This is a genomic window from Angustibacter aerolatus (genome assembly GCF_054776675.1).
The window spans coordinates 16,770-40,716 of record NZ_BAAHBM010000026.1; the positions used below are offsets into that span (position 1 = coordinate 16,770).

General features: G+C 74.5%; 22 protein-coding genes, 1 tRNA gene and 1 pseudogene. 5 read left to right on the forward strand and 19 right to left on the reverse strand.

Annotated features, from left to right (window positions below; translation table 11 throughout):
* Positions 1-342 precede the first annotated feature (342 nt).
* From ACYVI6_RS08395 to ACYVI6_RS08415, 5 genes are all read right to left on the reverse strand, one after another.
* The gene (locus ACYVI6_RS08395; protein ID WP_460445936.1) at positions 343-699 is read right to left on the reverse strand and encodes a hypothetical protein; all 357 of its coding nucleotides are present in this window, start codon (positions 697-699) and stop codon (positions 343-345) included.
* A 79-nt stretch (positions 700-778) separates the two neighbouring features.
* Entirely contained in the window at positions 779-2,446 is a 1,668-nt protein-coding gene (locus ACYVI6_RS08400) for a sodium:solute symporter family protein (protein ID WP_460445937.1), read from the reverse strand.
* A 106-nt stretch (positions 2,447-2,552) separates the two neighbouring features.
* The gene (locus tag ACYVI6_RS08405) at positions 2,553-4,169 is read right to left on the reverse strand and encodes an amidohydrolase (RefSeq protein WP_460445938.1); all 1,617 of its coding nucleotides are present in this window, start codon (positions 4,167-4,169) and stop codon (positions 2,553-2,555) included.
* A complete protein-coding gene (locus ACYVI6_RS08410) occupies positions 4,169-4,609 on the reverse strand; it encodes an Lrp/AsnC family transcriptional regulator (protein WP_460445939.1) in 441 nt (146 codons plus the stop codon). The genes ACYVI6_RS08405 and ACYVI6_RS08410 overlap by 1 nt, the downstream gene beginning before the upstream one ends.
* Before the next feature lie 15 nt (positions 4,610-4,624).
* Positions 4,625-5,791 (reverse strand): acyl-CoA dehydrogenase family protein, encoded by a 1,167-nt coding sequence (locus ACYVI6_RS08415; RefSeq protein ID WP_460445940.1) that lies wholly within the window; start codon positions 5,789-5,791, stop codon positions 4,625-4,627.
* A 146-nt stretch (positions 5,792-5,937) separates the two neighbouring features.
* On the opposite strand from ACYVI6_RS08415, the gene ACYVI6_RS08420 reads away from it, so the two are divergent.
* Positions 5,938-6,855, forward strand: coding sequence for a 5'-3' exonuclease (locus ACYVI6_RS08420; RefSeq protein ID WP_460445955.1), 918 nt, complete (start codon positions 5,938-5,940; stop codon positions 6,853-6,855).
* Positions 6,856-6,861: 6 nt separating this feature from the next.
* Here ACYVI6_RS08420 and ACYVI6_RS08425 read toward each other — a convergent pair whose 3' ends face one another.
* The 6 genes from ACYVI6_RS08425 to ACYVI6_RS08450 form a co-directional block, all read right to left on the reverse strand.
* The gene (locus ACYVI6_RS08425) at positions 6,862-8,079 is read right to left on the reverse strand and encodes an EAL and HDOD domain-containing protein (RefSeq protein WP_460445941.1); all 1,218 of its coding nucleotides are present in this window, start codon (positions 8,077-8,079) and stop codon (positions 6,862-6,864) included.
* 64 nt (positions 8,080-8,143) lie between these two features.
* Complete coding sequence (locus ACYVI6_RS08430) at positions 8,144-9,355, reverse strand: O-succinylhomoserine sulfhydrylase (protein WP_460445942.1); 1,212 nt, start codon at positions 9,353-9,355, stop codon at positions 8,144-8,146.
* Positions 9,352-9,552, reverse strand: a complete 201-nt coding sequence (locus ACYVI6_RS08435) for a DUF1737 domain-containing protein (RefSeq protein ID WP_460445943.1) — start codon at positions 9,550-9,552, stop codon at positions 9,352-9,354. Before ACYVI6_RS08435 ends, ACYVI6_RS08430 begins: the two co-directional genes overlap by 4 nt.
* Positions 9,553-9,557: 5 nt before the next feature.
* Positions 9,558-10,784, reverse strand: a complete 1,227-nt coding sequence (locus ACYVI6_RS08440; RefSeq protein ID WP_460445944.1) for a bifunctional RNase H/acid phosphatase — start codon at positions 10,782-10,784, stop codon at positions 9,558-9,560.
* On the reverse strand, positions 10,781-11,479 hold the full coding sequence (locus ACYVI6_RS08445) for a zinc ribbon domain-containing protein (RefSeq protein WP_460445945.1): 699 nt from the start codon (positions 11,477-11,479) through the stop codon (positions 10,781-10,783). The genes ACYVI6_RS08440 and ACYVI6_RS08445 overlap by 4 nt, the downstream gene beginning before the upstream one ends.
* A 35-nt stretch (positions 11,480-11,514) precedes the next feature.
* Positions 11,515-12,696, reverse strand: coding sequence for a Nif3-like dinuclear metal center hexameric protein (locus ACYVI6_RS08450; protein ID WP_460445956.1), 1,182 nt, complete (start codon positions 12,694-12,696; stop codon positions 11,515-11,517).
* A 148-nt stretch (positions 12,697-12,844) separates the two neighbouring features.
* On the opposite strand from ACYVI6_RS08450, the gene ACYVI6_RS08455 reads away from it, so the two are divergent.
* Complete coding sequence (locus ACYVI6_RS08455) at positions 12,845-14,182, forward strand: EAL and HDOD domain-containing protein (RefSeq protein WP_460445946.1); 1,338 nt, start codon at positions 12,845-12,847, stop codon at positions 14,180-14,182.
* A gap of 89 nt (positions 14,183-14,271) precedes the next feature.
* Here ACYVI6_RS08455 and ACYVI6_RS08460 read toward each other — a convergent pair whose 3' ends face one another.
* From ACYVI6_RS08460 to ACYVI6_RS08485, 6 genes are all read right to left on the reverse strand, one after another.
* On the reverse strand, positions 14,272-15,144 hold the full coding sequence (locus ACYVI6_RS08460; protein ID WP_460445947.1) for a hypothetical protein: 873 nt from the start codon (positions 15,142-15,144) through the stop codon (positions 14,272-14,274).
* Between the two features lie 158 nt (positions 15,145-15,302).
* Positions 15,303-15,378, reverse strand: a tRNA-Val gene (locus ACYVI6_RS08465).
* Between the two features lie 17 nt (positions 15,379-15,395).
* Positions 15,396-15,875 carry a peroxiredoxin gene (locus tag ACYVI6_RS08470; RefSeq protein WP_460445948.1) on the reverse strand — a complete coding sequence of 160 codons (480 nt, stop codon included), beginning with the start codon at positions 15,873-15,875 and terminating at the stop codon, positions 15,396-15,398.
* 6 nt (positions 15,876-15,881) lie between these two features.
* Complete coding sequence (locus ACYVI6_RS08475; RefSeq protein ID WP_460445957.1) at positions 15,882-16,274, reverse strand: DUF3052 domain-containing protein; 393 nt, start codon at positions 16,272-16,274, stop codon at positions 15,882-15,884.
* 162 nt (positions 16,275-16,436) lie between these two features.
* Positions 16,437-16,604 carry an MFS transporter small subunit gene (locus ACYVI6_RS08480; RefSeq protein WP_460445949.1) on the reverse strand — a complete coding sequence of 56 codons (168 nt, stop codon included), beginning with the start codon at positions 16,602-16,604 and terminating at the stop codon, positions 16,437-16,439.
* Positions 16,601-18,016 (reverse strand): OFA family MFS transporter, encoded by a 1,416-nt coding sequence (locus ACYVI6_RS08485; RefSeq protein WP_460445950.1) that lies wholly within the window; start codon positions 18,014-18,016, stop codon positions 16,601-16,603. Before ACYVI6_RS08485 ends, ACYVI6_RS08480 begins: the two co-directional genes overlap by 4 nt.
* 140 nt (positions 18,017-18,156) lie before the next feature.
* On the opposite strand from ACYVI6_RS08485, the gene fdhD reads away from it, so the two are divergent.
* On the forward strand, positions 18,157-19,023 hold the full coding sequence (gene fdhD, locus ACYVI6_RS08490; RefSeq protein WP_460445951.1) for a formate dehydrogenase accessory sulfurtransferase FdhD: 867 nt from the start codon (positions 18,157-18,159) through the stop codon (positions 19,021-19,023).
* Positions 19,024-19,037: 14 nt separating this feature from the next.
* On the opposite strand, the gene ACYVI6_RS08495 is transcribed toward fdhD, so the two are convergent.
* A complete protein-coding gene (locus tag ACYVI6_RS08495) occupies positions 19,038-19,460 on the reverse strand; it encodes a secondary thiamine-phosphate synthase enzyme YjbQ (RefSeq protein ID WP_284286837.1) in 423 nt (140 codons plus the stop codon).
* A 167-nt stretch (positions 19,461-19,627) separates the two neighbouring features.
* On the opposite strand from ACYVI6_RS08495, the gene aceE reads away from it, so the two are divergent.
* A complete protein-coding gene (gene aceE / locus ACYVI6_RS08500) occupies positions 19,628-22,369 on the forward strand; it encodes a pyruvate dehydrogenase (acetyl-transferring), homodimeric type (protein WP_460445952.1) in 2,742 nt (913 codons plus the stop codon).
* Positions 22,370-22,442: 73 nt separating this feature from the next.
* Here the strand turns inward: aceE and ACYVI6_RS08505 are convergent, their stop codons facing one another.
* Complete coding sequence (locus ACYVI6_RS08505) at positions 22,443-23,147, reverse strand: hypothetical protein (protein WP_460445953.1); 705 nt, start codon at positions 23,145-23,147, stop codon at positions 22,443-22,445.
* A 211-nt stretch (positions 23,148-23,358) separates the two neighbouring features.
* On the opposite strand from ACYVI6_RS08505, the pseudogene ACYVI6_RS08510 reads away from it, so the two are divergent.
* A pseudogene (locus ACYVI6_RS08510) lies at positions 23,359-23,947 on the forward strand (PucR family transcriptional regulator); the annotation flags it as partial.

Sequence of the window (23,947 nt, forward strand, 5' to 3'; positions counted from 1 at the left end):
CTGGCTGCGCGATGCGCCGGGTGTTGTCTACTGAGCGGCTGGATCCGTCCCCGTCCACCCCGGACGGTGACGAGGGTCCCGAGCGACCTGGCTGCGGGCGGGCCGGTGGCCCGTCCTGACGCCGGGACCCCCCTCACGTGCGGCCCGTCGGCCGCGTGTGCTGCGAGATGACGACCCGCGAAAACTACTCCGGCTGCGTGCGGTGTCAACCGGCCCCTGACCTGCGCAGACGGGCCGACGCCGCAGGTCAGGACGGGTGCCGGTCAGCCGCGGTTCATCCGGGGTTCTCGTGCGCGGACGGCGTGTCGGGCGCGACACGCCGTCCGCTGCCACCGGTCGGTGTCAGGACCCGAAGGGCTGCGTCGACGTGCCGTCGTCGCCGCCCTGGCCCGGCCCGCCGCCGAGGTCGTCGCGGTGCGCGTCCGGCGGCTCTGGCGGGCTCACCAGCATCCACACGATGAACAGCACGCCGAGCACCAGCATCGCCAGGCCGGTCCACAGCGACAGCCGCAGGCCGTCGGCCTTCGCCAGCTCCGCCGCGCTCGCGCCGAGCCCCTCGATCGTCACCACGACGCCGAAGATGACGAACAGCGACCCGATGAAGGTGCGCAGGTCGAACAGCTTGGCCAGCAGGGCCTCCCGCCCCTCGAAGGCTGTGTGCTCGTCGGCCGTGCTGCCCGCGCTCTGGTGCTGGCTCATCGCCGTCCCCTCCGGTCGTACCCGGTCCTGCCCCTGGTCCCGCTGGTGACGATGCCGGCCCGCACCGGCTCGAGGCCGCTCACAGCGCCGCCACCACGAAGTACATGGAGAGGCTGATCACGACGATGCCGATGCCCAGCGGCACCGGGCGCTTCCACACCGCGACGCCGTCGGTCGAGGTGTCCATCTCTCGGATGGCCATGCCCCACACCAGGCCCTTGAGCTGCTCGTCGGTCTTGCGCTGGCCGCGCACCGACACGATCACCATCGCCAGGGCGCCGGCCACGAACGCGGCGATCGAGCCCCAGTAGCTCTCCTGCAGGTCGCTGCGGAAGCTGAGGTGGTCGGTCTTGTAGAGGGCGTAGGTGCCGACCGACACGATCGTGCCGACGAGGATCCCCCAGAAGCCGGCCGAGCGGCTGGCCCGCTTCCAGAACATGCCGATGATGAACGCGGTGAACAGCGGCACGTTGAAGAACGAGAACAGCACCTGGATGTAGTTGCTGATGTTGGAGAACTGGGTGGCGATGAACGCGGTGCCGATGCCGATCACCACGCCTGCCACGGTCACCACCCGGCCGATGCGCAGGTAGTGCAGGTCGGGCTCGTCCTTCTTGATGTAGTCCTGGTAGATGTCGTAGGTGAACACCGCGTTGAACGAGCTGACGTTCGCCGCCATGCCGGCCATGAACGCCGCGACCAGGCCGGTGACCGCGACGCCGAGCACGCCGGGCGGCAGGAACTTCGCCATCAGCGCCGGGATCGCGTTGGTGTAGGTGGGGTCCTCACCGATCTTCGGGAAGATCACCGCGGCCGCCATGCCGGGCAGCACCACGACCAGCGGGATGAACGCCTTGGGGATGGCCGCGATGATCGGGGTGAGCCGGGCGGCCGCCTCGTTGCGGGCCGACATCGCCCGCTGCACCTCGGCGAAGTTCGTCGTCCAGTAGCCGAAGCCGAGGCAGAAGCCGAGGCCGGCCACGATGCCGAACCAGTCACCCAGCGGGCTGTCGCCGCCGATGCCGGTGCCCTGCCAGGCCGAGACGAAGGCGCCCCCCTCGGTGTCGCGCAGCCGGTCGAACAGCTCGCCGACGCCTCCGATGCTGTGCACCGAGACGAACACCAGCGGGATGAGCGCGGCGAGGATCACGAAGAACTGCATGACCTCGTTGTAGATCGCGCTGCGCAGGCCGCCGAGCAGGATGTAGCTCAGCACGAACGCGGCCGACAGCACGATCGCCACCCACAGCGGGATGCCCAGCAGCGCCTCGACGACGGTCGCCAGGGCGAACAGGTTGACACCGGCGATCAGCACGCTCGACAGCACGAAGGTGATCGCGTTGATCAGGTGCGCCTTGGCGTCGTAGCGCAGCCGCAGGTACTCGGGGACGCTGCGCACCTTGGAGCCGTAGTAGAACGGCATCATCACGATGCCGAGGAACACCATCGCCGGGATCGCGCCGATCCAGTAGTAGTGCACCGTCGCGGCGCCGTACTGGGCGCCGGACGCCGCCTGCCCGAGGATCTCGATGGCGCCGAGGTTCGCCGAGACGAAGGCCAGGCCGGTGATCCACGGGGGCAGCGACCGCCCGCTGAGGAAGAAGTCCGTCGACGAGCGCACCGCGCGCTTCAGCGCGAACCCGATGCCGATCACGAACACGAAGTAGATGACCAGCAGGACGGTGTCGAGCGGCGCCAGCTTCAGCGCGATGTCGACCGTCTCGCCGGGGAGCGCGGCCAGGGGCATCGAGGCGCACGACCTTCCTCGTCGAAGGGGCGGCCGGACAGGCGCGTTCGGCCGTCGCGACCCTGGCACACGGCCGGGCGCCCCGCACGCCGAGCGCGACGAGGCGCTACGCCTGGTGCACCGTGCGGCCGCGCACCACGGTCTGCAGGCAGCGCGGCAGCGGGACGCCGGGCGTGAGGTCGGGCAGGCCCTGCGTGCCGGAGCGGGGGTCGGTGCTCCACGCCTGGATGCGGTCGTCGGGTGCCTGCACCACGAGGTCGCCGCCCTGCCAGACGGCGAACGTCGCGTCGCTGCCGGGCACCAGCACGCCGCGCTCGTCGTCGCGGGCGGCCCTCCACCCGCCGCGGGTGTGCGCGGTGAACCCGGCCCGCGCGCTGGTGCGGCTGGTCGCGGTGCGGTGGAAGGCGCACGCGCGCACCGCCGCCCACGGGTCGAACGGCGTCACCGGGCTGTCGGAGCCGAGTGCCAGCGGCACGCCCGCGGCCGCCAGCGCGGCGAACGGGTTCATGCCCTCGGCCCGCTCGGCGCCCAGCCGCTCGGCGTAGAGGCCCTCGGGCCCGCCCCACCAGGCGTCGAACACCGGCTGCACGCTGGCGTGCACGCCGAGCCGGGCGAGCGCCGCGACGGCCTCCGCGTCGACCATCTCGACGTGCTCGAGCCGGTGCCGCGCGCGCCGCACCGCGCCCTCCCCCAGCCGGTCGGCGGCCGCCTGCAGGCCGGCCACCACGGCGTCGACGCCGGCGTCGCCGATGACGTGGAACCCCGCCTGCAGCCCGGCCTCGGTGCAGGCGACGACGTGGTCGCGCACCTGCTCGGCGGTCAGGTAGGCGTGGCCGCGGTGCTCCGGCGCGTCGGCGTACGGCGCGCGCAGCGCCGCGGTGCGCGACCCGATCGACCCGTCGGCGCACAGGTCGCCGGCCAGGCCGCGCAGCCGGACGCCGCCGGGCAGCACCAGCCGCTCGACGACGGCCCGCGCCTCGTCGGCCGTGGTCACCAGCTCGCCCCGGTAGGGCAGGACGTCGGGCAGGGCGGGGTCGGCGGCGAGGGCGACCAGGCCCCGCAGGTCGTCGTCCGAGGCGATGTGCGGCGCCGACATCTCGTGCAGCGACCCGATGCCCGCGGCGGCGGCCGCCTGCAGGGCCGTGCGCTGCAGCGACTCGCGCTGCCCGTCGGTGAGGGCGGCGCGGGTCGCATCGCGCGCCGCGTGGTGCGCGTCGCGCTCGACCCGGCCGTCGCCGAGCCAGCCGTCGAGGCGGTGCAGCCCCGCGGCGTGCGCCAGCGCGCTCGACACCACCGCGGAGTGCACGTCGACCCGGGCCAGGTACACCGCTCCCCCGTACGACGCGCGGTCGAGCTCGGCGGCCGTGGGCGCCCGCCGCTCCGGCCAGCGGGTCTCGTCCCAGCCGGTGCCGAGCACGGGCCGCCCGGCGCTGCGGCGTCCGGCCTGCTCGACCCGGCGCAGCACGTCGTCGAGCGAGGTGGCGTCGTGCAGGTCGAGCCCGGTGAGGGCCAGGCCGGTCTCGGTCAGGTGGGCGTGTGCGTCGACGAAGGCGGGGGCGACCAGCGCGCCGTCCAGCTCGACGACCTCGTCGGCCTCGGCGACGCGGGCGGCGGCCGCGTCGTCCGACCCGACCCAGGCGATCGTGCCGCCGTCGACGAGCACCGCCGTCGCGAACGGGTCGGCCGGGGTGTGGACGTCGCCGCCGCGGTAGAGGGTGCGCATCAGACCGCCGGGGGGCGGTTCTCGTAGGGCGTCGACAGCACGACGGTGGTGCGGGTGCGCACGTTCGCGACGGCGCGCACCCGGGCCAGCAGGTCCTCCAGCGCGCCGGGCGCCGCGACCCGCACCTTCAGGATGTACGACTCCTCGCCGGCCACCGAGTGGCAGGCCTCGATCTCGGGCAGCTCGGCGAGCCGGGTCGCGGCGTCGTCCGGGGCGGCCGGGTCGAGCGGGGTGACGGAGATGAACGCGGTGAGCGGCAGCCCGACCTGCTCGGCGGAGACCACGGCGGCGTACCCGGCGATGACCCCCCGCTGCTCGAGCCGGCGCACCCGCTGGTGCACGGCGGACGTCGACAGGCCGGTGGCGCGCGCCAGGTCGGTGTAGCTCATCCTGCCGTCGGCGGCCAGCAGCCGGACGATCTCCCGATCGGTCTCCTCCACGCGGCGCAGGCTACTTCAGCGCGGGGCGGCCTGCGGCCCGCGGGCGAGCGACCGGCCGACCACCAGCCGCTGCACCTGGTTGGTGCCCTCGACGATCTGCAGCACCTTGGCCTCGCGGAACCAGCGCTCGACCGGGAAGTCCTCGACGTACCCGGCCCCGCCCAGTACCTGCACGGCGTCGGTGGTCACCTTCATGCACGCGTCGGTGGCGAACAGCTTGGCCATCGCGGCCTGCGTGCCGAACTTCTGCCCCGCGTCGCGGCGGCGGGCGGCCGCCAGCATCAGCTCGCGGGCCGCGGCCACCTGCGTGGCCATGTCGGCCAGCATGAACTGCAGGCCCTGGTGGTCGATGATCCGCTGGCCGAACTGCCGCCGCTCGCGGGCGTACTCGACCGCCGCGTCGAGCGCGGCCTGGGCGATGCCGACGGCGCACGCCGCGATGCCGAGCCGCCCCGAGTCGAGGGCGCTGAGCGCGATGTTGAAGCCGGTGCCCTCGGCCCCGATCAGCCGGTCGGCGTCGAGCCGCACGCCGTCGAGCAGCACCTGCGCGGTCTGCGAGGAGCGGAAGCCCATCTTGCGCTCGGGGGCGGCGACGGACAGGCCGGGCGCGCCGGCGTCGGCCAGCAGGCAGGAGATGCCGCGCGGACCGTCGTCGCCGGTGCGCACCATGAGCTCGTAGAAGTCTGCGACGCCGCCGTGGGTGATCCACGCCTTGCTGCCGGTGACGACGTACTCGTCGCCGTCACGGACCGCCCGGGTGCGCAGCGCGGCCGCATCGGACCCCGACCCGGTCTCGCTGAGGCAGTAGGCGCCGAGCTGGTCGCCGCCGAGCATGCCGGGCAGCCAGCGCTCGCGCTGGGCGTCGGTGCCGAACTCGGCGACGGGGTAGCAGGCCAGGGTGTGCACGCTGACGCCGAGGCCGATGGTGCCCCAGGCCGCGGCGAGCTCCTCGAGCACCTGCAGGTACACGGTGTACGGCTGCCCACCACCGCCGTGCTGCTCGGGGTAGGGCAGGCCGAGGAGCCCGGCAGCACCCAGCTCCGCGAACACCTCGCGCGGGAAGACGGCCTTCTGCTCGTGGTCGTCGACGAGGGGCCGCAGCCGCTCGTCGGCCAGCTGGCGCACCAGGTCGAGGAGGTCGTGCGCCTCGTCGGTCGGCAGCTCGCGCTCGACGGCGGTCACCGGTGGCCTCCTGCAGCTCGGGGACCGCCGTCAGCCCGACGGTCTCCGCACGATGATAGTCGGACGTCCGAGCAGTTTCGCGCCGACGGCCGCCGACCGCGTCACCCCCTACGATCCGGTGCGTGCCCGAGGCCACCGAGCGGCTGATGCTGCTGGACTCCGCGTCGCTGTACTTCCGCGCCTTCCACGGGGTGCCCGACTCGGTGCGCTCGCCGCGCGACGAGCCGGTCAACGCGGTGCGCGGGTTCCTCGACAACATCGCCTACCTGGTCGGCGAGTTCCGGCCGACCCGGCTGGTCTGCTGCTGGGACGACGACTGGCGGCCGGCGTTCCGGGTCGCCGCGCTGCCGTCGTACAAGGCGCACCGCGCCGCCCCGGGTCGCGACGGCCGGGTCGAGGAGGTGCCGGCCGCACTCACCCCGCAGGTGCCCGTGATCGTCGACGTGCTGGCCGCCCTCGGCATCGCCCGGCAGGGCGCCGCGGGGTACGAGGCCGACGACGTGATGGCCACCCTCGCCCAGCGCGCCGACTGCCCGGTCGACGTCGTGACCGGCGACCGCGACCTGTTCCAGGTGGTCGACGACGCGCGGGCGGTGCGGGTGCTCTACGTGGGGCGCGGCGTCCGTCGGCTGCAGGTCTTCGACCAGTCGGTGCTCGCCGAGAAGTACGGCGTGCCCGACGGCCCGTCGTACGCCGGCATGGCGGCGCTGCGCGGCGACCCCAGCGACGGGCTGCCCGGGGTGCCCGGCATCGGCGAGAAGACCGCGGCGACGCTGCTGCGCCGGGCCGGCACCCTCGCCGGCCTGCTGCGTGCGCTCGACGACGGCGACGACGCGGTGCTCGGCGCCCAGCGCGGCAAGCTGGCGGCGGCGCGCGAGTACCTCGAGGCGGCCCCGCGGGTGGTCGACGTGGTGCGCGACATCGAGCCGGCGCTGCTGCCCGAGGTCGACGCGACGCTGCCGCTGCAGCCGGCCGACCCCGAGGCGCTGCTGGCGCTCGACGAGCGATGGGGACTGCGCTCCAGCCTGAACCGCGTGCTGCACGCCCTCGCCGCGCGGGGGTAGCGGACGTCAGGCGAGCCGGCTCAGCTCGCCGTACCAGGCCAGGGCCGACAGGTGCGCGAGCTGCACGCTGAGGTCGGACGCCGGGCGCTCCCCGCCCACGTGCGCGACGACGTCCGCCACGAGCTGGCCGAGCGGGCCGCTGCGCTCGTGCACGGCGGCCCGGATCTGCGCCGTCGCGCCGATGCCGTCGAGCAGCTCGTCGGCGCCCACGCCGCCCAGGTCGACCAGGCCGGCCGCGAGCCCGGCGAGGAACGCGCTGCCGGCCATCGCGGGCTCGCGCGACCCGGCGACGATCTCGCACGCGCGTGCCTGCACGAGCACCTCGGCGGCGGTGAGCGGGTTCTCGCCCGGCTGGTGCGCCACGACCATCAGCGCCACCCAGCCGGCCAGCGTGCGCGGGCCGACCAGCACGATCGCCTGCCGCACCGAGCCGATCTGCCGGCTGGTGCCGGCCGCGGCGCTGTTCGCCATCCGCAGGGTGCGCACCACCAGCGCGGTGTCGGAGGTGACCAGCTGCTCGACGGCGCGCAGGTCGGGGTCGTCGGCGGCGAGCAGCGCGAGCAGCCGCAGGCAGAGCACGCGCTGCGGCGACATCGCCATCACCGGCTGCTCGGCCGGGTGGGCGAACCAGAAGCCCTGGAACAGGTCGAAGCCGGCCGCGACGCACCGGTCGAGCACCTCGCGCGTCTCGACCCGCTCGGCGATCGCCAGCACGCCGCGCTCGTGCAGCTGCGCCACCAGCGAGGGCAGCTCGTCGAGGGGCAGCGCCGTCACGTCGAGCTTCACGAACCCGGCCAGCGGGATCAGCCGGTCGGCGCCCGAGCCGGGCTCGAAGTCGTCGAGCGCCAGGTCGTACCCCTGCCCGCGCAGCACCTGCAGCCGCTCGACCAGCCGGTCGTCGACGTCGACGCCCTCCAGCACCTCCAGCACGGTGCAGGCCGGCGGGGCCAGCTCGAGGGCGGCGTCGTAGATCATGCCGGCGCCGACGTTCAGGAAGAGCGGTCGCCCGCCGCCGAGCGCGCGCCAGCCGATGTCGCAGGCCGCACCCACCAGCACGCGGGCGGTCGCGCGGTCGCCGGCCGCGGTGTGGTCGGCCACGCCCTCGCCGCGGAACAGCAGCTCGTAGCCGTAGGGCGCGCCGTCGCGGTCGACGATGGGCTGCCGGGCCAGGGCGGTCGCCGACGGCAGGCCGGCGGTCGCACGCACACCCGCTGGCCCGGTCACCCGCTCTGCATCGGCCCGCCGGGCGGCTCGCTTGAGCGTTGCCGCTCGTCAACCGGTCCGCGGGTCAGGTCGCGGCGAGCGCCTGGTCGAGGTCGTCGACCAGGTCGTCGACGTCCTCGAGCCCGACCGACAGCCGCACGACGCCGTCGGTGATGCCGACCGCCGCGCGGCCCTCCGGTCCGAGCCGGCGGTGCGTCGTGGTGGCCGGGTGGGTGACCATCGACTTGCTGTCGCCGAGGTTGTTCGAGATGTCGACGCAGCGCAGGGCGTCGAGCAGCGCGAACGCCTCGCGCTTGCCGCCGTCGAGCTCCATGGTCACGACCGTGCCGCCGCCGTGCATCTGCCGGCGGGCCAGCTCGGCCTGCGGGTGCGAGTCGAGGAACGGGTAGCGCACCGACCGCACCCGGGGGTGCTGCTCGAGCCACCCGGCGATCCGCAGCGCCGCGGCGGTCTGCCGCTCGACGCGCATCGACAGCGTCTCGAGGCCCTTCGTGAGCACCCAGGCGTTGAACGGGCTGAGCGAGGGACCGGTGTGCCGCATCAGCGTCTGCACGGGGCCGTCGACGAACTCCGCCGAGCCGAGCACCGCGCCACCGAGCGTGCGGCCCTGGCCGTCGATGTGCTTCGTCGCCGAGTAGACGACGACGTCGGCGCCCAGCTCCATCGGCCGCTGCAGCACCGGCGTCGCGAACACGTTGTCGACGACCACCTGCGCACCCGCCGCGTGCGCCAGGTCGCAGACGGCGCGCACGTCCACCAGCTCCTGCATGGGGTTCGACGGCGACTCGAAGAAGACCGCGGTCGCGGGCGTGGAGAGCGCGCGCTCCCACTGGGCCAGGTCGTGGCCGTCCACGAACTCGGTGGTGACGCCGAAGCGAGGCAGCAGCTCGTCGAGGATCACGAAGCACGAGCCGAACAGCGAGCGGGCCGCGACCACCCGGTCACCGGCCTGCACCAGGGCTGCCAGCGCCACCCACACGGCAGCCATGCCGCTCGCCGTCGCGAAGCACGCCGGCGCACCCTCGACCAGCCGCAGCCGCTGCTCGAACGTGGTGACGGTCGGGTTGCCGTAGCGGGAGTAGATGTAGCGGTCGACCTCGCCGGCGAAGGCGGCCTCCGCGGCGGCGGCGCTGTCGTACACGAAGCCCGAGGTGAGGAACAGCGCCTCGGCGGTCTCGTCGAACTCGCTGCGGGCCAGGCCACCGCGCACGGCCAGCGTGTCGGGCCGCCAGGTCGCCGGGACCTGCGAGCGCTCGTAGCGCGCGGCCCCACTCACCGGGCGTCCGGCAGCACCACGGCCTGACCGCACACCACGCGCGCGCCGTCGAAGGTCATCGTGGGCGAACCGTGCAGCACGTAGCCGTCGGCCAGCGCGGCCGAGACCTTCTCGCAGAACGAGCGGTCGTCCGGACCGGTGAGCATGCGATACGTGAGGCGGTCGCCGGCGGGGGGCTGGACGGGCGAGAGGCTCATGGTGCTCAGCGTAGGGCGATGCCGGCCGCGTGCAGGTGACCGGTCTCGTTCCACGTGCCCACGCTGGCGCCGCCGTCGGCCCACCACGACGTCTCGGTGAGCCCGGTCGGCTCGGACCCCAGACGCCACAGCGGGGCGCCGTCGCGGACGCCGAGCGCGTCGCGCACCGTCGAGCGCAGCGGGCCGGCGTGCGTCACGACCAGCACCCGGCGTCCGGCGAAGCGCGCGAGCACGCGGGCCCGCGCGGTGCGGATGCGGGTGTCGAGGTCGTCGAGGCTCTCGCCGCCCGGCGGCGCGATCGACGCGTCGCCGAACCAGGCGGCGAACCCGTCGGGGTCCTTCGCCCGCAGCTCGGCCGCCGTCAGCCCCTCCCAGCGGCCGAACGACATCTCGACCCACGCGTCGTCGACCCGCACGCCCATCCCGAGCGCGCCGGCCACCACCTCGGCGGTCTCGCGGGTGCGGCGCATCGGCGAGCTGAGCACCACGTCGACGCCGCCCCGGTCGCGTACGGCCGCACCCGCGGCCAGCGCCTGCCGGCGGCCCAGCTCGCTCAGTGCCAGGTCGGCGCCGCCGGAGCCGGCGAACCGCTGCTGGCTGGTGTGCTCGGTCGCCCCGTGGCGCAGCATCAGCAGCACGGTCGGGGTGCCCAGGTCGGGCCGGAACGCGCCGTCGGCGGCGGGTCCGGGCCGCGAACCCGGACGCGGCGGGGCGTCGAGGTCGAGCTCCGCCTGCTCGTGCCCGACGGTTTCGGTGGCCGCGGCCACCGGCTCGGTCGCCAGCCGCTGCGGCGCCTCGGCCAGCCCCCGCCACGGTCGGCCCTTCGCGTCGTCGTCGAGGGCCTCGTTGGCCAGCCGGTCGGCGTCCTTGTTCCGCTCGCGCGGCACCCACGTGTAGCGCACCCGCGCCGGGTCGGTGACGCGCCGCGCCTCGTCGGCGAGCCGGCGCATGTCGGCGTGCTTGATCTGCCACCGGCCGGACATCTGCTCGCAGACGAGCTTGCTGTCCATGCGGACCTCGATGTCGGCCTCGGGGTCGAGCGCCACCGCCAGCCGCAGCCCGGCGATCAGGCCGCTGTACTCGGCGACGTTGTTGCTGGCCGTGCCGATCGCCCGGCCCTCGCGGGCCAGCACCTGCAGCGTGTCGGCGTCGCGCACCAGGGCGCCGTACGCCGCGTGCCCCGGGTTGCCCCGCGACCCGCCGTCCGCCTCGACGACGAAGGCGCGGCTCACAGCCCGGACTCGGCCGTGCGCACGAGGATGCGCCCGCAGTCCTCGTGCCGCACCACCTCGTCGGCCGCCGTCCCCCGGATCTGCCCCAGCTCCTGCGGGTTCAGCTCGAGGCGGCAGCCCTCGCAGCGGCGCCCGCGCAGCAGCGCCGCCCCGGTGCCGGAGTCGGCGCGGATCTTCTCGTAGAGCGCCAGCAGCGCGGCGTCGAGGCCGGTCACCAGGGGGTCGCGCGAGGCCTCCAGCTGCACCCGCTCGGCGGCGAGCTGCGCGTCGGCGGCGTCGCGGCGGGCGGTGACGACGTCGACCTCGCGCAGCAGCTCGGACTGCTCGGCGGTGACCCGCTCGGCCTCGGCCTGCGCCGCCTCGAGCCGCTCCATGGCCTCGAGCTCGACGTCCTCCAGCGCGCTCTGCCGCCGCTCGAGCGTGGCGACCTCGTGCTGCAGCGACTCGAGCTCCTTGTGCCCGCCCTGACCCGACTCGAGCCGGGTGCGGTCGCGGGTGAGCCGCGTGCGCACGAGCTCGACGTCGGTCTCGGCCTTCGCCACCTCGCGCCGGACGTCGCCGCTGTGGGTCTGCGCGGCCACGACCTGGTCGCGCAGCTGCGTCGAGCGCGTCTCGAGCGCTGCCAGCTCGGCGTGCTCGGGCATGGTGCGCCGGCGGTGCGCGATCTGGTCGAGCCGGGTGTCGACGGCCTGCACCTCGAGCAGCCTCGCCTGGTCTGCGGCTGGAGCGATCAGGAGGGGCCCCCTCGGCTCGGGACGTGCGACGTCCACGGATCGGTGCGCGCGGTGCTCACGCGCGTCTCCACCGTAGTGGCAGCGGCGCCGCGCCGAGCCAGCCCGGTCGCCAGCCGGCTCTCGCAGCCGGCCAGCCACGGCCACTCGCTCGCCCAGTGCGCGACGTCGACGAGGAACGGCCGGCCACCGCCGTCGTGCGCCGCCCGCTCGCGCGCCTCGGACGCCGGGTGGTGGCGCAGGTCGGCCGTCACGTAGACGTCGGCGCCGCTCGCGCGCACCGCGTCGAAGGCGTCGTCGCCCGCGCCGCCGAGCACCGCGACCGTCTCGACCACCGCGTCGGCGTCGACGGCCACCCGCACGCCCTGCGCCGTGGCCGGCAGCACCTCGGCGACCCGGCGGGCGAACGCCTCCAGCGTCACCGGCTGGTCGAGGCGGCCCACCCGGCCCAGGCCGGCCCGCCCTCCCGGGTCGGCGGTCTCCAGCAGGTCGAAGGCCGGCTCCTCGTAGGGGTGCGCGGCCCGCAGCGCCTGCAGCACCGCCTGCCGCCGGGCGCGGGGCAGCACCATCTCGACGCGGGTCTCGGGCACCACCTCGACCTGGCCGACCCGGCCGATCGCGGGGCGGGCGCCCGGCTCGGGCCGGAACGTGCCCGTGCCGGTCGTCGTCCAGGCGGCGCGGCTGTAGTCGCCCAGCGTGCCCGCGCCGGCGGCCGCGAGGGCGTCGACCAGCCGGTCGGCGTCGGCGTGCGGCACGAACACGACGACCTTGTCGAGCGGCTGCAGCGACTGCGGCACCAGCGGTCGCAGGTCGTGCAGCCCGAGCACGCGGGCCAGCGCGTCGCTGACGCCGGGCAGCGCCACGTCGGCGTTGGTGTGCGCGACGTACAGCGCGCAGCCGCCTCGAACCAGCCGGTGCACGACGCGGCCCTTGGGCGTGGTGGCGGGCACGCCGTGCACCCCGCGCAGCAGCAGCGGGTGGTGCGTGACCAGCAGGTCGGCGCCCCACTCGAGGGCCTCGTCGACGACGGCGGACGTCGGGTCGACGGCGAGCAGCACCCGGCGCACCGGCGCCTGCGGGTCACCGCAGACCAGCCCCACGGCGTCCCACGACTGCGCCGTGGAGGGCGGGTACAGGCTGTCGAGCACACCGACCGCGGCCGCGACGTCGACCCCGTCCACCTCGCCGACCTGGCCGACCTGGCCGACGTCACCGATGCCGGGCTGCTGGCTCGTCACGGCCCGCACGCTAGCCGCTCAAGCGGGCGGGCCGGGCTGCCGACACCCCTCGGGGAGCAACCCCGACCGACCGCCGAGGCCCAGGAGCAGCATGTCGACGCCGAGCGCGCCCCTCGCGCCCGAGGTCCCCGCCCCGCAGGGCCTCTCCGGGGCCCTCGTCCCGGTGACGGGGACGACGGCGCTCGCGCCGCGGGCCAGCATCGGCCGCCGGTCGATCCGCGGCACCGACGGCGAGCTGCTCGGCTACGAGCTGGTCTTCGAGCCCGGTCCCGGCCTGGAGTCCGCCCCCGCGCACGAGCGCGACCGGGCGACGTCCGCCGTGGTCGCGACGGCGTTCGGCGACTTCGGGCTGCACCGCATCGGGCACCGGCGCAACCTCTTCGTGAACCTCACCCGCGAGCTCGCCACCGGCGCGGCCCCCATGCCGTTCGGGCCGCACAACGTGGTGCTCGAGGTGCTCGGCGACCTGGAGGTCGACCACGAGCTGGTGGCGGGCATCGCCGACCTGCGCAGCCGCGGCTACCGGGTCGCCGTCGACGCCAACGTGTCGGGCCCGGCGCACGAGCTGCTGCTGCCGCTCGTCGACGTCGTGAAGCTCGACGTGCAGGCGCTGGCCGGCCCGGACGACGGCTGGGGCGAGACCTCTGCGCCGGCCGTCGAGGAGCTCGAGGCGATCGTCGCGCACGTGCGGTCGATCGTGCCCCAGGCGCTGCTGCTGGCCGACCGGGTGGCCGACCGTGCGGCGCTCGAGCGCGTCGCCGCCGCCGGGTTCGACCTGGTGCAGGGCTACGAGCCGCGCCCCCGGCACCGGACGCAGGGCGTGCACCCCTCGCAGACCGTGGCGCTGCGGCTGCTCGCGGTGCTCAGCGACGAGGACAGCACGGCCGGGCAGATCGAGCAGATCGTCGCGGTCGACCCCGGGCTCAGCGTGCGGGTGCTCACCACGGTGAACTCCGCCGCCGGCGCGGGGCGCCAGATCGCCTCGCTGCGCCAGGCCCTCGGCCTGCTCGGCCGCCGGCAGCTCAGCGCCTGGGTGCTGCTCGCCGCGCTGGGCGGCCACGCCGGCAGCGACCGCGGCCAGATGATCGACGTCCTGGCCCGTGCCCGCTGCTGCGAGCTGCTGCACGCCCACGTGCCCGGCCTCGACCCCGCCGACGCCTACACGGTCGGCATGCTGCACGGCGTCGTGGAGCAGCTCGGCGTCGACGCCGCGCAGCTCGCCCGCGAGGCCAGGCTCGCCGAGCCGCTGGCCGCCGCGCTGCTGCACGGCGAGGGGCCGCTGGGCGAGGTGCTCGAGGCCATCGTGTCGCTCGAGCGGGACGGCACGGTCAGCGGCAGCGTCCCGGCGTCCGACGTCTCGCGGGCCCAGCTGCACGCCCTCGGCAGCGCCGTCGAGACCGTCGACGCCATCCTCGGCACCCCCGCCTGACCCCTCCTTCGCCGAGATGCGAGGAGTGGTTGGTCCAGGACGTCCCGGGCCAACCACTCCTCGCATCTCGGCGTGACGTCAGCCCTCGATCAACCGCCGATCGGGGTGGGGTCCGTCGGGTTCGGCGGCACCGGCAGCGAGCCGCGGATCCGGTTCTGCGCCTGGCACCGGCTCGTGCAGCTCGTCGCACCGGCCGACAGCTCGATGGCGTCCTCGCCGAGCACGCCGCCCATGCGGCCGCCCGAGGTCACCAGCCAGCGCGTGGACGTGCCGTCCTGGTAGGTCTTCGTCGCGACCTGCGGGCTGTCCTTGCCGAGCAGCATGTCGTGCCAGCCGGTGGCCGACGCGGTGCGGCTGACGGCGTCGGTGCCGTCGCCGAAGTTGACCTTGCCGGTGAACGAGTTCACGAAGTAGAAGAGCCCGGCGCCGAGGGTGTGCGTCATGGTGACCGAGCCGCCGAAGCCCTCCGGCTCGACCTGGAAGATGCCGCCCTGCGGGGCGTCCTTCGCCTGCACCTTCACCGAGCCGGCGGCGGTGGCCAGCACCAGCACCAGGTCGGCGTCGCGCACCCGCAGCTCCTGCACGACCGGCCGCGCGGTCTGCGCCGCCGTCAGCTGCGGCACCTTGCTGGCGAAGATCGTCGTGGGGGTGGTGACCATGCGGCCGGTGACCGGCGCGCCGGTGAGCGCGTAGTCGTAGACGCCGAGCGTGGCCGGGTCGACGGTGAAGCCCACGTTGGCGCCGCGCACGGTGATCCGGCCGGACGGCGTGACGCCCTTCAGCCGCACCTCGCCGGCGGCGGCGTCGTACGTGCGGCCGTTCAGGGTGACGGCGAAGTGGGCGTTCGAGGCGGTCTCCTTGGCCTGCGCCGCACCGGGTGCGGCCAGCAGGGCGAGGCCGGCGACGGTCGCGCCGGTGACGGCGGCGAGCACGCGGCGGGCGCGGGAGCGTCGAGCGAGCATGGGTGGGGTCTCCTCCCCTGGGCCGGCCGCGCGCAGGGCGGCGACCGACGTCCGGGCCCCGTTCTCGGGGTCAGGACAGTTCTCGTCCACCAGGGGTCGAGGTCTCCATACGACCTCCGTCGTACGACCTGCGACTCGGAGCGCGCCGGTCGCACCGGTGGTGGGCCCGGCCGGGTTCGAACCGACGACAGCCGCGGTGTAAACGCGGTGCTCTACCAGCTGAGCTACAGGCCCGTCGCCCAGACCCGCGCCTAGAGCGCGGCGAGGGCCTCACGGTACGCGCTGGTGTCGCGCGGCTGGCCCGGCCCGTTGACGACGCTCCAGCGCAGCACGCCGTCACGGTCGACCAGGAACGTGCCGCGCAGCGACATGCCGGCCTCGGCGAAGAACGCGCCGTACGAGCTCGACACCGCGCCGTGCGGCCAGAAGTCCGACAGCAGCGGGAACTCGTACCCCTGCGCCTCGCTCCACGCCCGCAGCGCGGTCACCGGGTCGCACGAGATCGCCAGCACCTGCACGTCGTCGTTCTGGTACGTCGACAGGTCGTCGCGGAACGCGCACAGCTCGGTGGTGCAGATGCCGGAGAACGCGAACGGGAAGAACACCAGCAGCACGGCGCGCTCGCCGCGGAAGCTGCTCAGCGACACCTCGCTGCCGTGCTGGTCCTTCAGGGTGAAGTCGGGGACGACCTCGCCGACCGCGAGGGTCGGCTGGGTGACTGCCTGGCTCATCCGCTCCTACTTCCGGCCGCCGCGCGGCGCGACGAGGATCGTCGCGCCCCAGTCCTTGCTCGCGCTCACGCTGCTGGTCACGTGCAGGCCCGCCGCAGGTGCGGCCTCGGCGATCTCGCTCGGCTCGGTGTGCCCGTCGCGGCCCGCCTTCGGCGTCAGCAGCACGACCGTGCCCCGCTCCCCGAGGTTCGTGAGCGCGTCGACCAGCGCGTCGACGAGGTCGCCGTCGTCGTCGCGCCACCACAGCAGCACGACGTCGGCCACCTCCTGGCCGTCCTCGTCGAGCAGCTCGCCGTCGACGGCGTCCTCGAAGCCGACGCGCAGGTCGTCGTCGACGTCGTCGTCCCAGCCCAGCTCCTGCACGACCTGCCCGGCCCGCAGGCCCAACCGGTCCGGCAGCTTCTTCTCGGCCGCGGGATCCGCGGTGGCGCTCACGAGTCGTGCCCTCCTGCCCGTGCTGACGGTACGCACCACGACCCCCGCGGTACGGGTGTAGTCCACAGGAGGTGGCCCGTGAGCGCAACCACCTGCACCGGCCCCTGTGGACGCCGGGCCGGCCCGTCAGCCGGTGAAGAGCTTCGCGGCCTTCACGATCGTCTGCTCCAGCCCGTAGCCGAGCGGCACGGCGACGACCAGCCACGCGAGCGCGATGACCACGGGGCTCGGGTGCGACGCGTGGCCCCCGGTGCCTGCGGTGCCGGTCGAGCCGTCCGGTGCAGCGGTGCTCATGCCCGCACTCCCTTCGTCCGGGCCGCGGGACGCTCCCCCGGCTCGCGCAGGTCGGCGCCGACGAAGTGCCGGCGGTCGACGGGCTTGATCAGCAGGTTGGCCGCGAAGCCGACGCACAGCAGCACGACCATCACGATCAGCGCCGGGTGGTAGGCGCTTGACGTGAGCGTGCCCGGCGTGCCCGAGCGGTCGATGATGCCGTTCACGATGAGCGGCCCGGCGACGCCGGCGGCCGACCACGCGGTCAGCAGCCGGCCGTGGATGGCGCCGACCTCGTGGGTCCCGAACAGGTCCTTCAGGTAGGCCGGCACCGTGGCGAAGCCGCCGCCGTAGAAGCTGAGGATGCCGGCGGTGAGCACCACGAACACGACCGTGGAGGAGTCGCCCACGAGCAGCAGCAGCAGGTACAGCACCGCGCCGAGGCCCAGGTACAGCATGTAGATGCGCTTGCGGCCCACGGCGTCCGACGTGGTCGACCAGACGAAGCGGCCGGCCATGTTCGCGATCGACAGCAGCCCGACGAACCCGCCGGCGGCCGCGGCCGTCACCGCCGAGCTGCGGCCGTCGCGGAAGAAGTCCTGGATCATCGGCGACGCCTGCTCGAGGATGCCGATGCCGGCGGTGACGTTGCAGAACAGCACGATCCACAGCAGCGCGAACTGCGGGGTGCGGATGGCGGTGGACGCCGCGACCTGCGCGCCGCCCCAGCCCTCGCGGGCCTTCGAGCCCCCGTGCCCGTCGTCCGCCCCGCCGGCACCCTTGTCGTCCGGCACGCGGATGATCGCGGCGCCGAACAGCATGAGCACCAGGTAGGCGAGGCCGAGCGTCAGGAAGGTGAACGCCAGGGCGTGCCCGTCGGCGGTCGCGCCCTTCGCGGTCGGGTCGTAGCCGCCGTCGTAGCGCGACAGCAGCGCGTTCGACAGCGGCGAGGCGACCAGCGCGCCGCCGCCGAACCCCATGATCGCCAGGCCGGTCGCCAGCCCCGGGCGGTCGGGGAACCACTTGATGAGGGTCGAGACCGGCGAGATGTAGCCGATGCCCAGCCCGATGCCGCCGATGACGCCGTAGCCGAGGTACAGCAGCCACAGCTGGCCGGTGGCGATGCCGATCGAGCCGACGATCAGACCGGTGCTGAAGCAGGCGGCCGAGAGCACCATCGCCTTGCGCGGACCGTTGCGCTCCATCCAGGTGCCGCCGAACGCCGCCGACAGGCCGAGCATCACGATCGCGATCGAGAAGATCCAGGCGATGGCGGTGCCGCTGACGTCGAAGTGCGCGACGAGCGAGGTCTTGAAGACGCTGAACGCGTAGACCTCGCCGATCGACAGGTGGATGGCCAGGGCCGCCGGCGGGATGACCCACCGGTTGAAGCCCGGTCCGGCCACGGTCCGCTCGCGGTCGAGCACCGACATGCCGCCTCCTCGTGAGGGCAGGGGTCCGCGGGGGCTCCGTCGTCCCGTGCGGCTCGGCACATCGCACCGCACGACTGTTCGACCCGCAACTGCTGGGCGGGCGAGGTGCCGCGGCGCCGACGGGGTGCGACCCTGGCGCCATGGGACGGGTGACGGTTCGGACGCCGGTGACCAGGCTCGAGCTCGGGGCGGACGGCGTGCTGCAGCAGACCCGCCGCCCCGACACGCTCACCGCCGAGGAGCCGCTCGAGGTGCGGGTGGCCGGGCGCGCCCTCACCGTCACGATGCGGACGCCGGGCGTCGACTTCGACCTGACGATCGGCTTCCTGCTCGGCGAGGGGCTGCTCCACGGCGCCGACGACGTGGCGACCCTGATGCACTGCCAGGACGCCGGCGACGACGGCCGCCCGACGTACAACGTGGTCGACGTCGTGCTGGCCGAGGGGGTGCCGGCGCCCGACGTCTCGCTGGAGCGGCACTTCTTCGCCTCGTCCTCCTGCGGGGTGTGCGGCAAGGCCAGCCTCGACGCCGTCCGGCTGCGCTCGCACCACGACGTCTCGGCCGACGCCACCACCTGGCCCGCCGAGCTGCTGCTCGGCCTGCCCGACGCGCTGCGCGAGCAGCAGCAGGTGTTCGGGCGCACCGGCGGGCTGCACGCGGCCGGCCTCGTCTCCCCCGACGGCGAGCTGCTCGTGGTGCGCGAGGACGTCGGGCGGCAAGACGCGGTCGACAAGGTCGTGGGGTGGGCGGCCCGCGAGGTGGGGCTGCCGCTCACCGGGCACGTGCTGGTGGTGAGCGGCCGGGCGTCGTTCGAGCTGACGCAGAAGGCCGTGATGGCCGGCATCCCCTGTCTGGCAGCGGTGTCGGCGCCGTCCAGCCTCGCCGTCGAGCTGGCCCGCGAGGCCGGCATGACGCTCGTCGGGTTCCTGCGCCCGCCGCGGATGACCGTCTACGCCGGCGAGCAGCGGCTCACCGCTCCGGTGCGCCAGCCCGTCCAGCCCGTCTGACGGCCCGGGCGCTGCTACCCCGCCACGAACGACAGCCGCACCGTCCGCCGGGGGTTGTCGACGTTGGTGTCGACCAGCACCACGCTCTGCCAGGTGCCGAGCGCCATCGCGCCGTCGAGCACCGGAACCACCACGGACGGCGCGACGAGCCCGGGCAGCACGTGGTCGCGGCCGTGCCCGGGCGTGCCGTGCCGGTGCTGCCAGCCGCGGCCGGCCGGTCCCTCGCACGGCACCAGCACCCCGAGCAGGTCGAGCAGGTCGTCGTCGCTGCCGGCGCCGGTCTCGAGCACCGCGACGCCCGCGGTGGCGTGCGGCACGAACACGTTGAGCAGGCCGTCGCGCGCGCCGCCCTCGCGCAGGAAGCGCTCGATGTCGCGGGTCAGGTCGAGCACCCGCTCGCGGTCGCCGGTGGTCACGTCGAGGGTCGTCGTCAGCACCCGTCGAACCTACGAGCCGCCCGCGGCGGCGGCCACCCGCGAGCCAGGTGTGACGCGTGTCGCGCGAGAGGGCAGGATGGTCCCCGCACCGGTCACCACCGTGGACCGGCGCAGCGACCGGGGCGCCCACCGAGCCCCTGGTCGCCACCGGCGCAGAGAGGACCACCGTGAGCAGTCGCGACGACGCGGGCCCGATCCTGAACGGGATCCCGAGCCAGCTGCCCGACACCGACCCCGACGAGACCCGCGAGTGGCTCGAGTCGCTCGACGGCGTGCTCGACGAGAAGGGCCGCACCCGCACCCGGTACCTCATGCTCAAGCTGCTCGAGCGGGCGCGCGAGAAGCAGGTCGGCGTGCCGAGCCTCACCGCCACCGACTACACCAACACGATCTCGCCCGAGGCCGAGCCGTGGTTCCCCGGCGACGAGGAGGTCGAGCGCCGCTACCGCGCGTGGCTGCGCTGGAACGCCGCCGTCGTCGTGCACCGCGCGCAGCGTCCGGGCGTCTCGGTCGGCGGCCACATCGCCAGCTACGCCTCCAGCGCGACGCTGTACGAGGTGGGCTTCAACCACTTCTTCCGCGGCAAGGACCACCCGGGCGGCGGCGACCAGATCTACGTGCAGGGGCACGCCTCCCCCGGCGTCTACGCCCGCGCGTTCCTCGAGGGCCGGCTGAGCGCCGACCAGCTCGACGGCTTCCGCCAGGAGCTCAGCCACCCGGGCGGCGGCATGCCGTCGTACCCGCACCCGCGGCTCATGCCGGACTTCTGGGAGTTCCCGACGGTGTCGATGGGCCTCGGCCCGATGAACGCCATCTACCAGGCCCAGTTCAACAAGTACCTGCACCACCGCGGCATCAAGGACACCAGCCAGCAGCGGGTGTGGGCGTTCCTCGGCGACGGCGAGACCGACGAGCCGGAGAGCCGCGGCCTGCTGCACGTCGCCGCGAACGAGGAGCTCGACAACCTCACGTTCGTCGTCAACTGCAACCTGCAGCGGCTCGACGGCCCGGTGCGCGGCAACGGCAAGATCATCCAGGAGCTCGAGGCGAGCTTCCGCGGCGCCGGCTGGAACGTCGTGAAGGTCGTGTGGGGCCGCGAGTGGGACCCGTTGCTCGCCGCCGACCGCGACGGCGCCCTGGTGCACCTGATGAACGCCACCCCGGACGGCGACTACCAGACGTACCGCGCCAACGACGGCGCCTACATCCGCGAGCACTTCTTCGGCCGCGACCCGCGCACCCGCCGGATGGTCGAGAACCTCTCGGACGACGACATCTGGAAGCTCAAGCGGGGCGGGCACGACTACCGGAAGATGTACGCCGCGTACCAGGCGGCCACGCAGCACACCGGGCAGCCGACGGTGGTGCTCGCGCAGACCATCAAGGGCTACGGCCTCGGCCCGCACTTCGCCGGCCGCAACGCCACCCACCAGATGAAGAAGCTGACGCTCGACGACCTGAAGCTGCTGCGCGACAGCCTGCGCATCCCGATCAGCGACGAGCAGCTCGAGGCCGACCCGTACCTGCCGCCGTACTACCACCCGGGCGAGCAGGACGAGACGATCCAGTACCTGCGCGAGCGGCGCACGAAGCTCGGCGGCTCGCTGCCGGCCCGCCGAACGACCGGCCACCAGGTGCCGCTGCCCGCCGACTCGACGTACGACGTCGTGAAGCGCGGCTCGGGCAAGCAGCAGGTCGCCACCACGATGGCGTTCGTGCGGCTGCTCAAGGACCTGATGCGCGACAAGGAGCTCGGGCCGCGCGTGGTGCCGATCATCCCCGACGAGGCGCGCACGTTCGGCATGGACTCGTTCTTCTCGACGGCGAAGATCTACAACCCGCACGGGCAGAACTACGTGTCGGTCGACGCCGACCTGATGCTGTCGTACAAGGAGGCCGTCGACGGGCAGATCCTGCACGTCGGCATCAACGAGGCCGGGTCGGTGGCGGCGTTCACCGCGGCCGGCACGTCGTACGCGACGCACGGGCAGCCGATGCTGCCGGTCTACGTCTTCTACTCGATGTTCGGGTTCCAGCGCACCGCCGACAGCCTCTGGGCGGCCGCCGACCAGATGACCCGCGGGTTCCTCGTGGGCGCGACGGCCGGTCGCACGACGCTCACCGGCGAGGGGCTGCAGCACGCCGACGGCCACTCGCCGCTGCTCGCCTCGACCAACCCCGCCGTCGTGTCCTACGACCCGGCGTACGGGTACGAGATCGGGCACATCGTCAAGGACGGCATCCGGCGGATGCTCGGCGAGCAGCCCGAGGACGTCTTCTACTACCTGACGGTCTACAACGAGCCGATCGTGCAGCCGGTCGAGCCGGAGGGGCTCGACGTCGCCTCGCTGCTGCGTGGCATGTACCTGCTGGCTCCGGCCGAGACGACGGAGGGCCGGCCGCGGGTGCAGCTGCTCGCGTCCGGCGTCGCCGTGCCGTGGGCGCTGGAGGCGCAGCAGCTGCTCGCGCAGGACTTCGGCGTCGCCGCCGACGTGTGGTCGGTGACGTCGTGGAACGAGCTGCGCCGCGACGGGCTGGCTGCCGACGAGCGGGCGTTCCTCGAGCCCGACGCGGAGCAGCTGGTGCCGTTCGTGACCCAGCAGCTGCAGGACCGTCCGGGTCCGGTGGTCGCGGTGTCCGACTACATGCGTGCGGTGCCGGACCAGATCCGCCAGTGGGTGCCGGGCGACTACGCGACGCTGGGCGCCGACGGCTTCGGTCTGTCCGACACCCGGCCCGCCGCCCGCCGGCACTTCCACATCGACGGCCCGTCGGTGGCCGTCCGCGCGCTGCAGCAGCTGGCGGCGCGCGGTGAGGTCGACGCCTCGGTGCCGCGCGACGCCGCCACGAAGTACCGGCTGCTCGACGTGACTGCCGGCACCAGCGGCAACGCGGGCGGCGACGCCTGACGCCGGTCCCACCCGGGACGCACGACGGCCCGCCCCCGATCTGCTGGGGGCGGGCCGTCGTGCGTGCTGGGCGCTACGGACGCCGGGGCGCGACCTCGTCGAGGTGCTGGGTGAGGTCGGTGACCTCCTGCTCGTCGTGGAACTCCAGCAGCACGTCGAGCTGGCGGCGGGCGTCGCCGAACCGGCCGGCGGCCACCGCGGCCTGCACGACCTCGCGGCCGGCCTCGGCGAGGTGCTCGCGCGGGCGCCAGTGCCCGACGCCGAGCGAGAGGGCGAGATCGGCCTTGCCCTCGCCGCGCAGCATCGAGATGCCCTCGGCGAGCGCGCGACCCGTCGGCTCGCGCTCGGCGGCGGTCGCGAGCCGGCGCAGCGCGGCGTCCGGGTCGTCGTCGAGCGACAGCTTGGCCAGCCGGATCAGCGGGTACCAGGCCTGGCTGCTGTGCGCGAGCTCCTCGGCGAGCGCCCACTCGGCGTCGGCGGCGGCACGCGGCCGGGCCTCGTCCTCGTGGCCCTCTGCGGCGCGGCGTCGCACGATCTCGGCGAGCTGCGCGAAGGCCTCGGCGTCGTTGGGGTCCTCCTCGACGCGGTGGCGCAGGTTGCCTTCGGAGGATCCCTCGACGGAGTCGCGGGAGATGTTGATCGGGCCGGTGTGCAGCTCCTGGTGGCGCGTGCGCCCCGGTGCCCCGATGGTCTTCGCTGCGATCTTCTTGGCGGCGCTGCGCACGCCGGTGGTGGTCTCGTCGGGTCGCCGTCGTCCGAGCAGGTCTCGAAGCCCCATGGCGGCCCCCTCTCCGTGGTCGTCGGCCCCGGACGCCTCTCGGCCCGGGCTCCGACCATAGCCCAGCGTCCCCTCGGGGGCTCGTCCGTCACGGGCGTCCGGAGGGCCGCTCGTTGTGCGGAGCGGACAAAGCCCGGGGGTACCCTGCGGCGTGCCCAGGAGCCGCCCGGCGCAGCCCAGCGCCGCTGCCCGACGTCGCGTCGAGCAGCACATGCCCGAGCTCGCGCGCGCCGCGGCGGCCCGCATGGAGGAGCACCTGCCCTGGTACCGGGCGCTGTCGGCCGAGGACCGCTCGTGGGTCGGGCTCGTCGCGCAGGCCGGGATCGGGGCGTTCGTCGCCTGGTTCCAGAGCCCCGACCGGGAGCCCCAGGTGACGGCCGACGTGTTCGGCACGGCGCCGCGCGAGCTGACCCGCTCGGTGACGCTGCGGCACACCCTCGACCTGGTGCGCACGGTCGTCGAGGTGGTCGAGGAGCAGGTCGAGCAGGTGTCGCCGCCCGGTGAGGAGGCGATGCTGCGCGAGGCCGTGTTGCGCTACTCGCGCGAGATCGCGTTCGCCGCGGCGCAGGTCTACGCCCAGGCGGCCGAGGCGCGCGGTGCGTGGGACGCCCGGCTGGAGTCGCTGGTGGTCGACGCCGTGCTGCGCGGCGAGGCCGACGACGCGCTGCAGTCGCGGGCCGCGGCGCTGGGCTGGGACGCGCAGACGGGGGTGGTCGTCGTGGCGGGCTGGACGCCGGCCGGGCCGCCCGCCGAGGTGGTGGAGGCGCTGCGCCGCACCGCCCGCCGGGCCGGCGTCGACG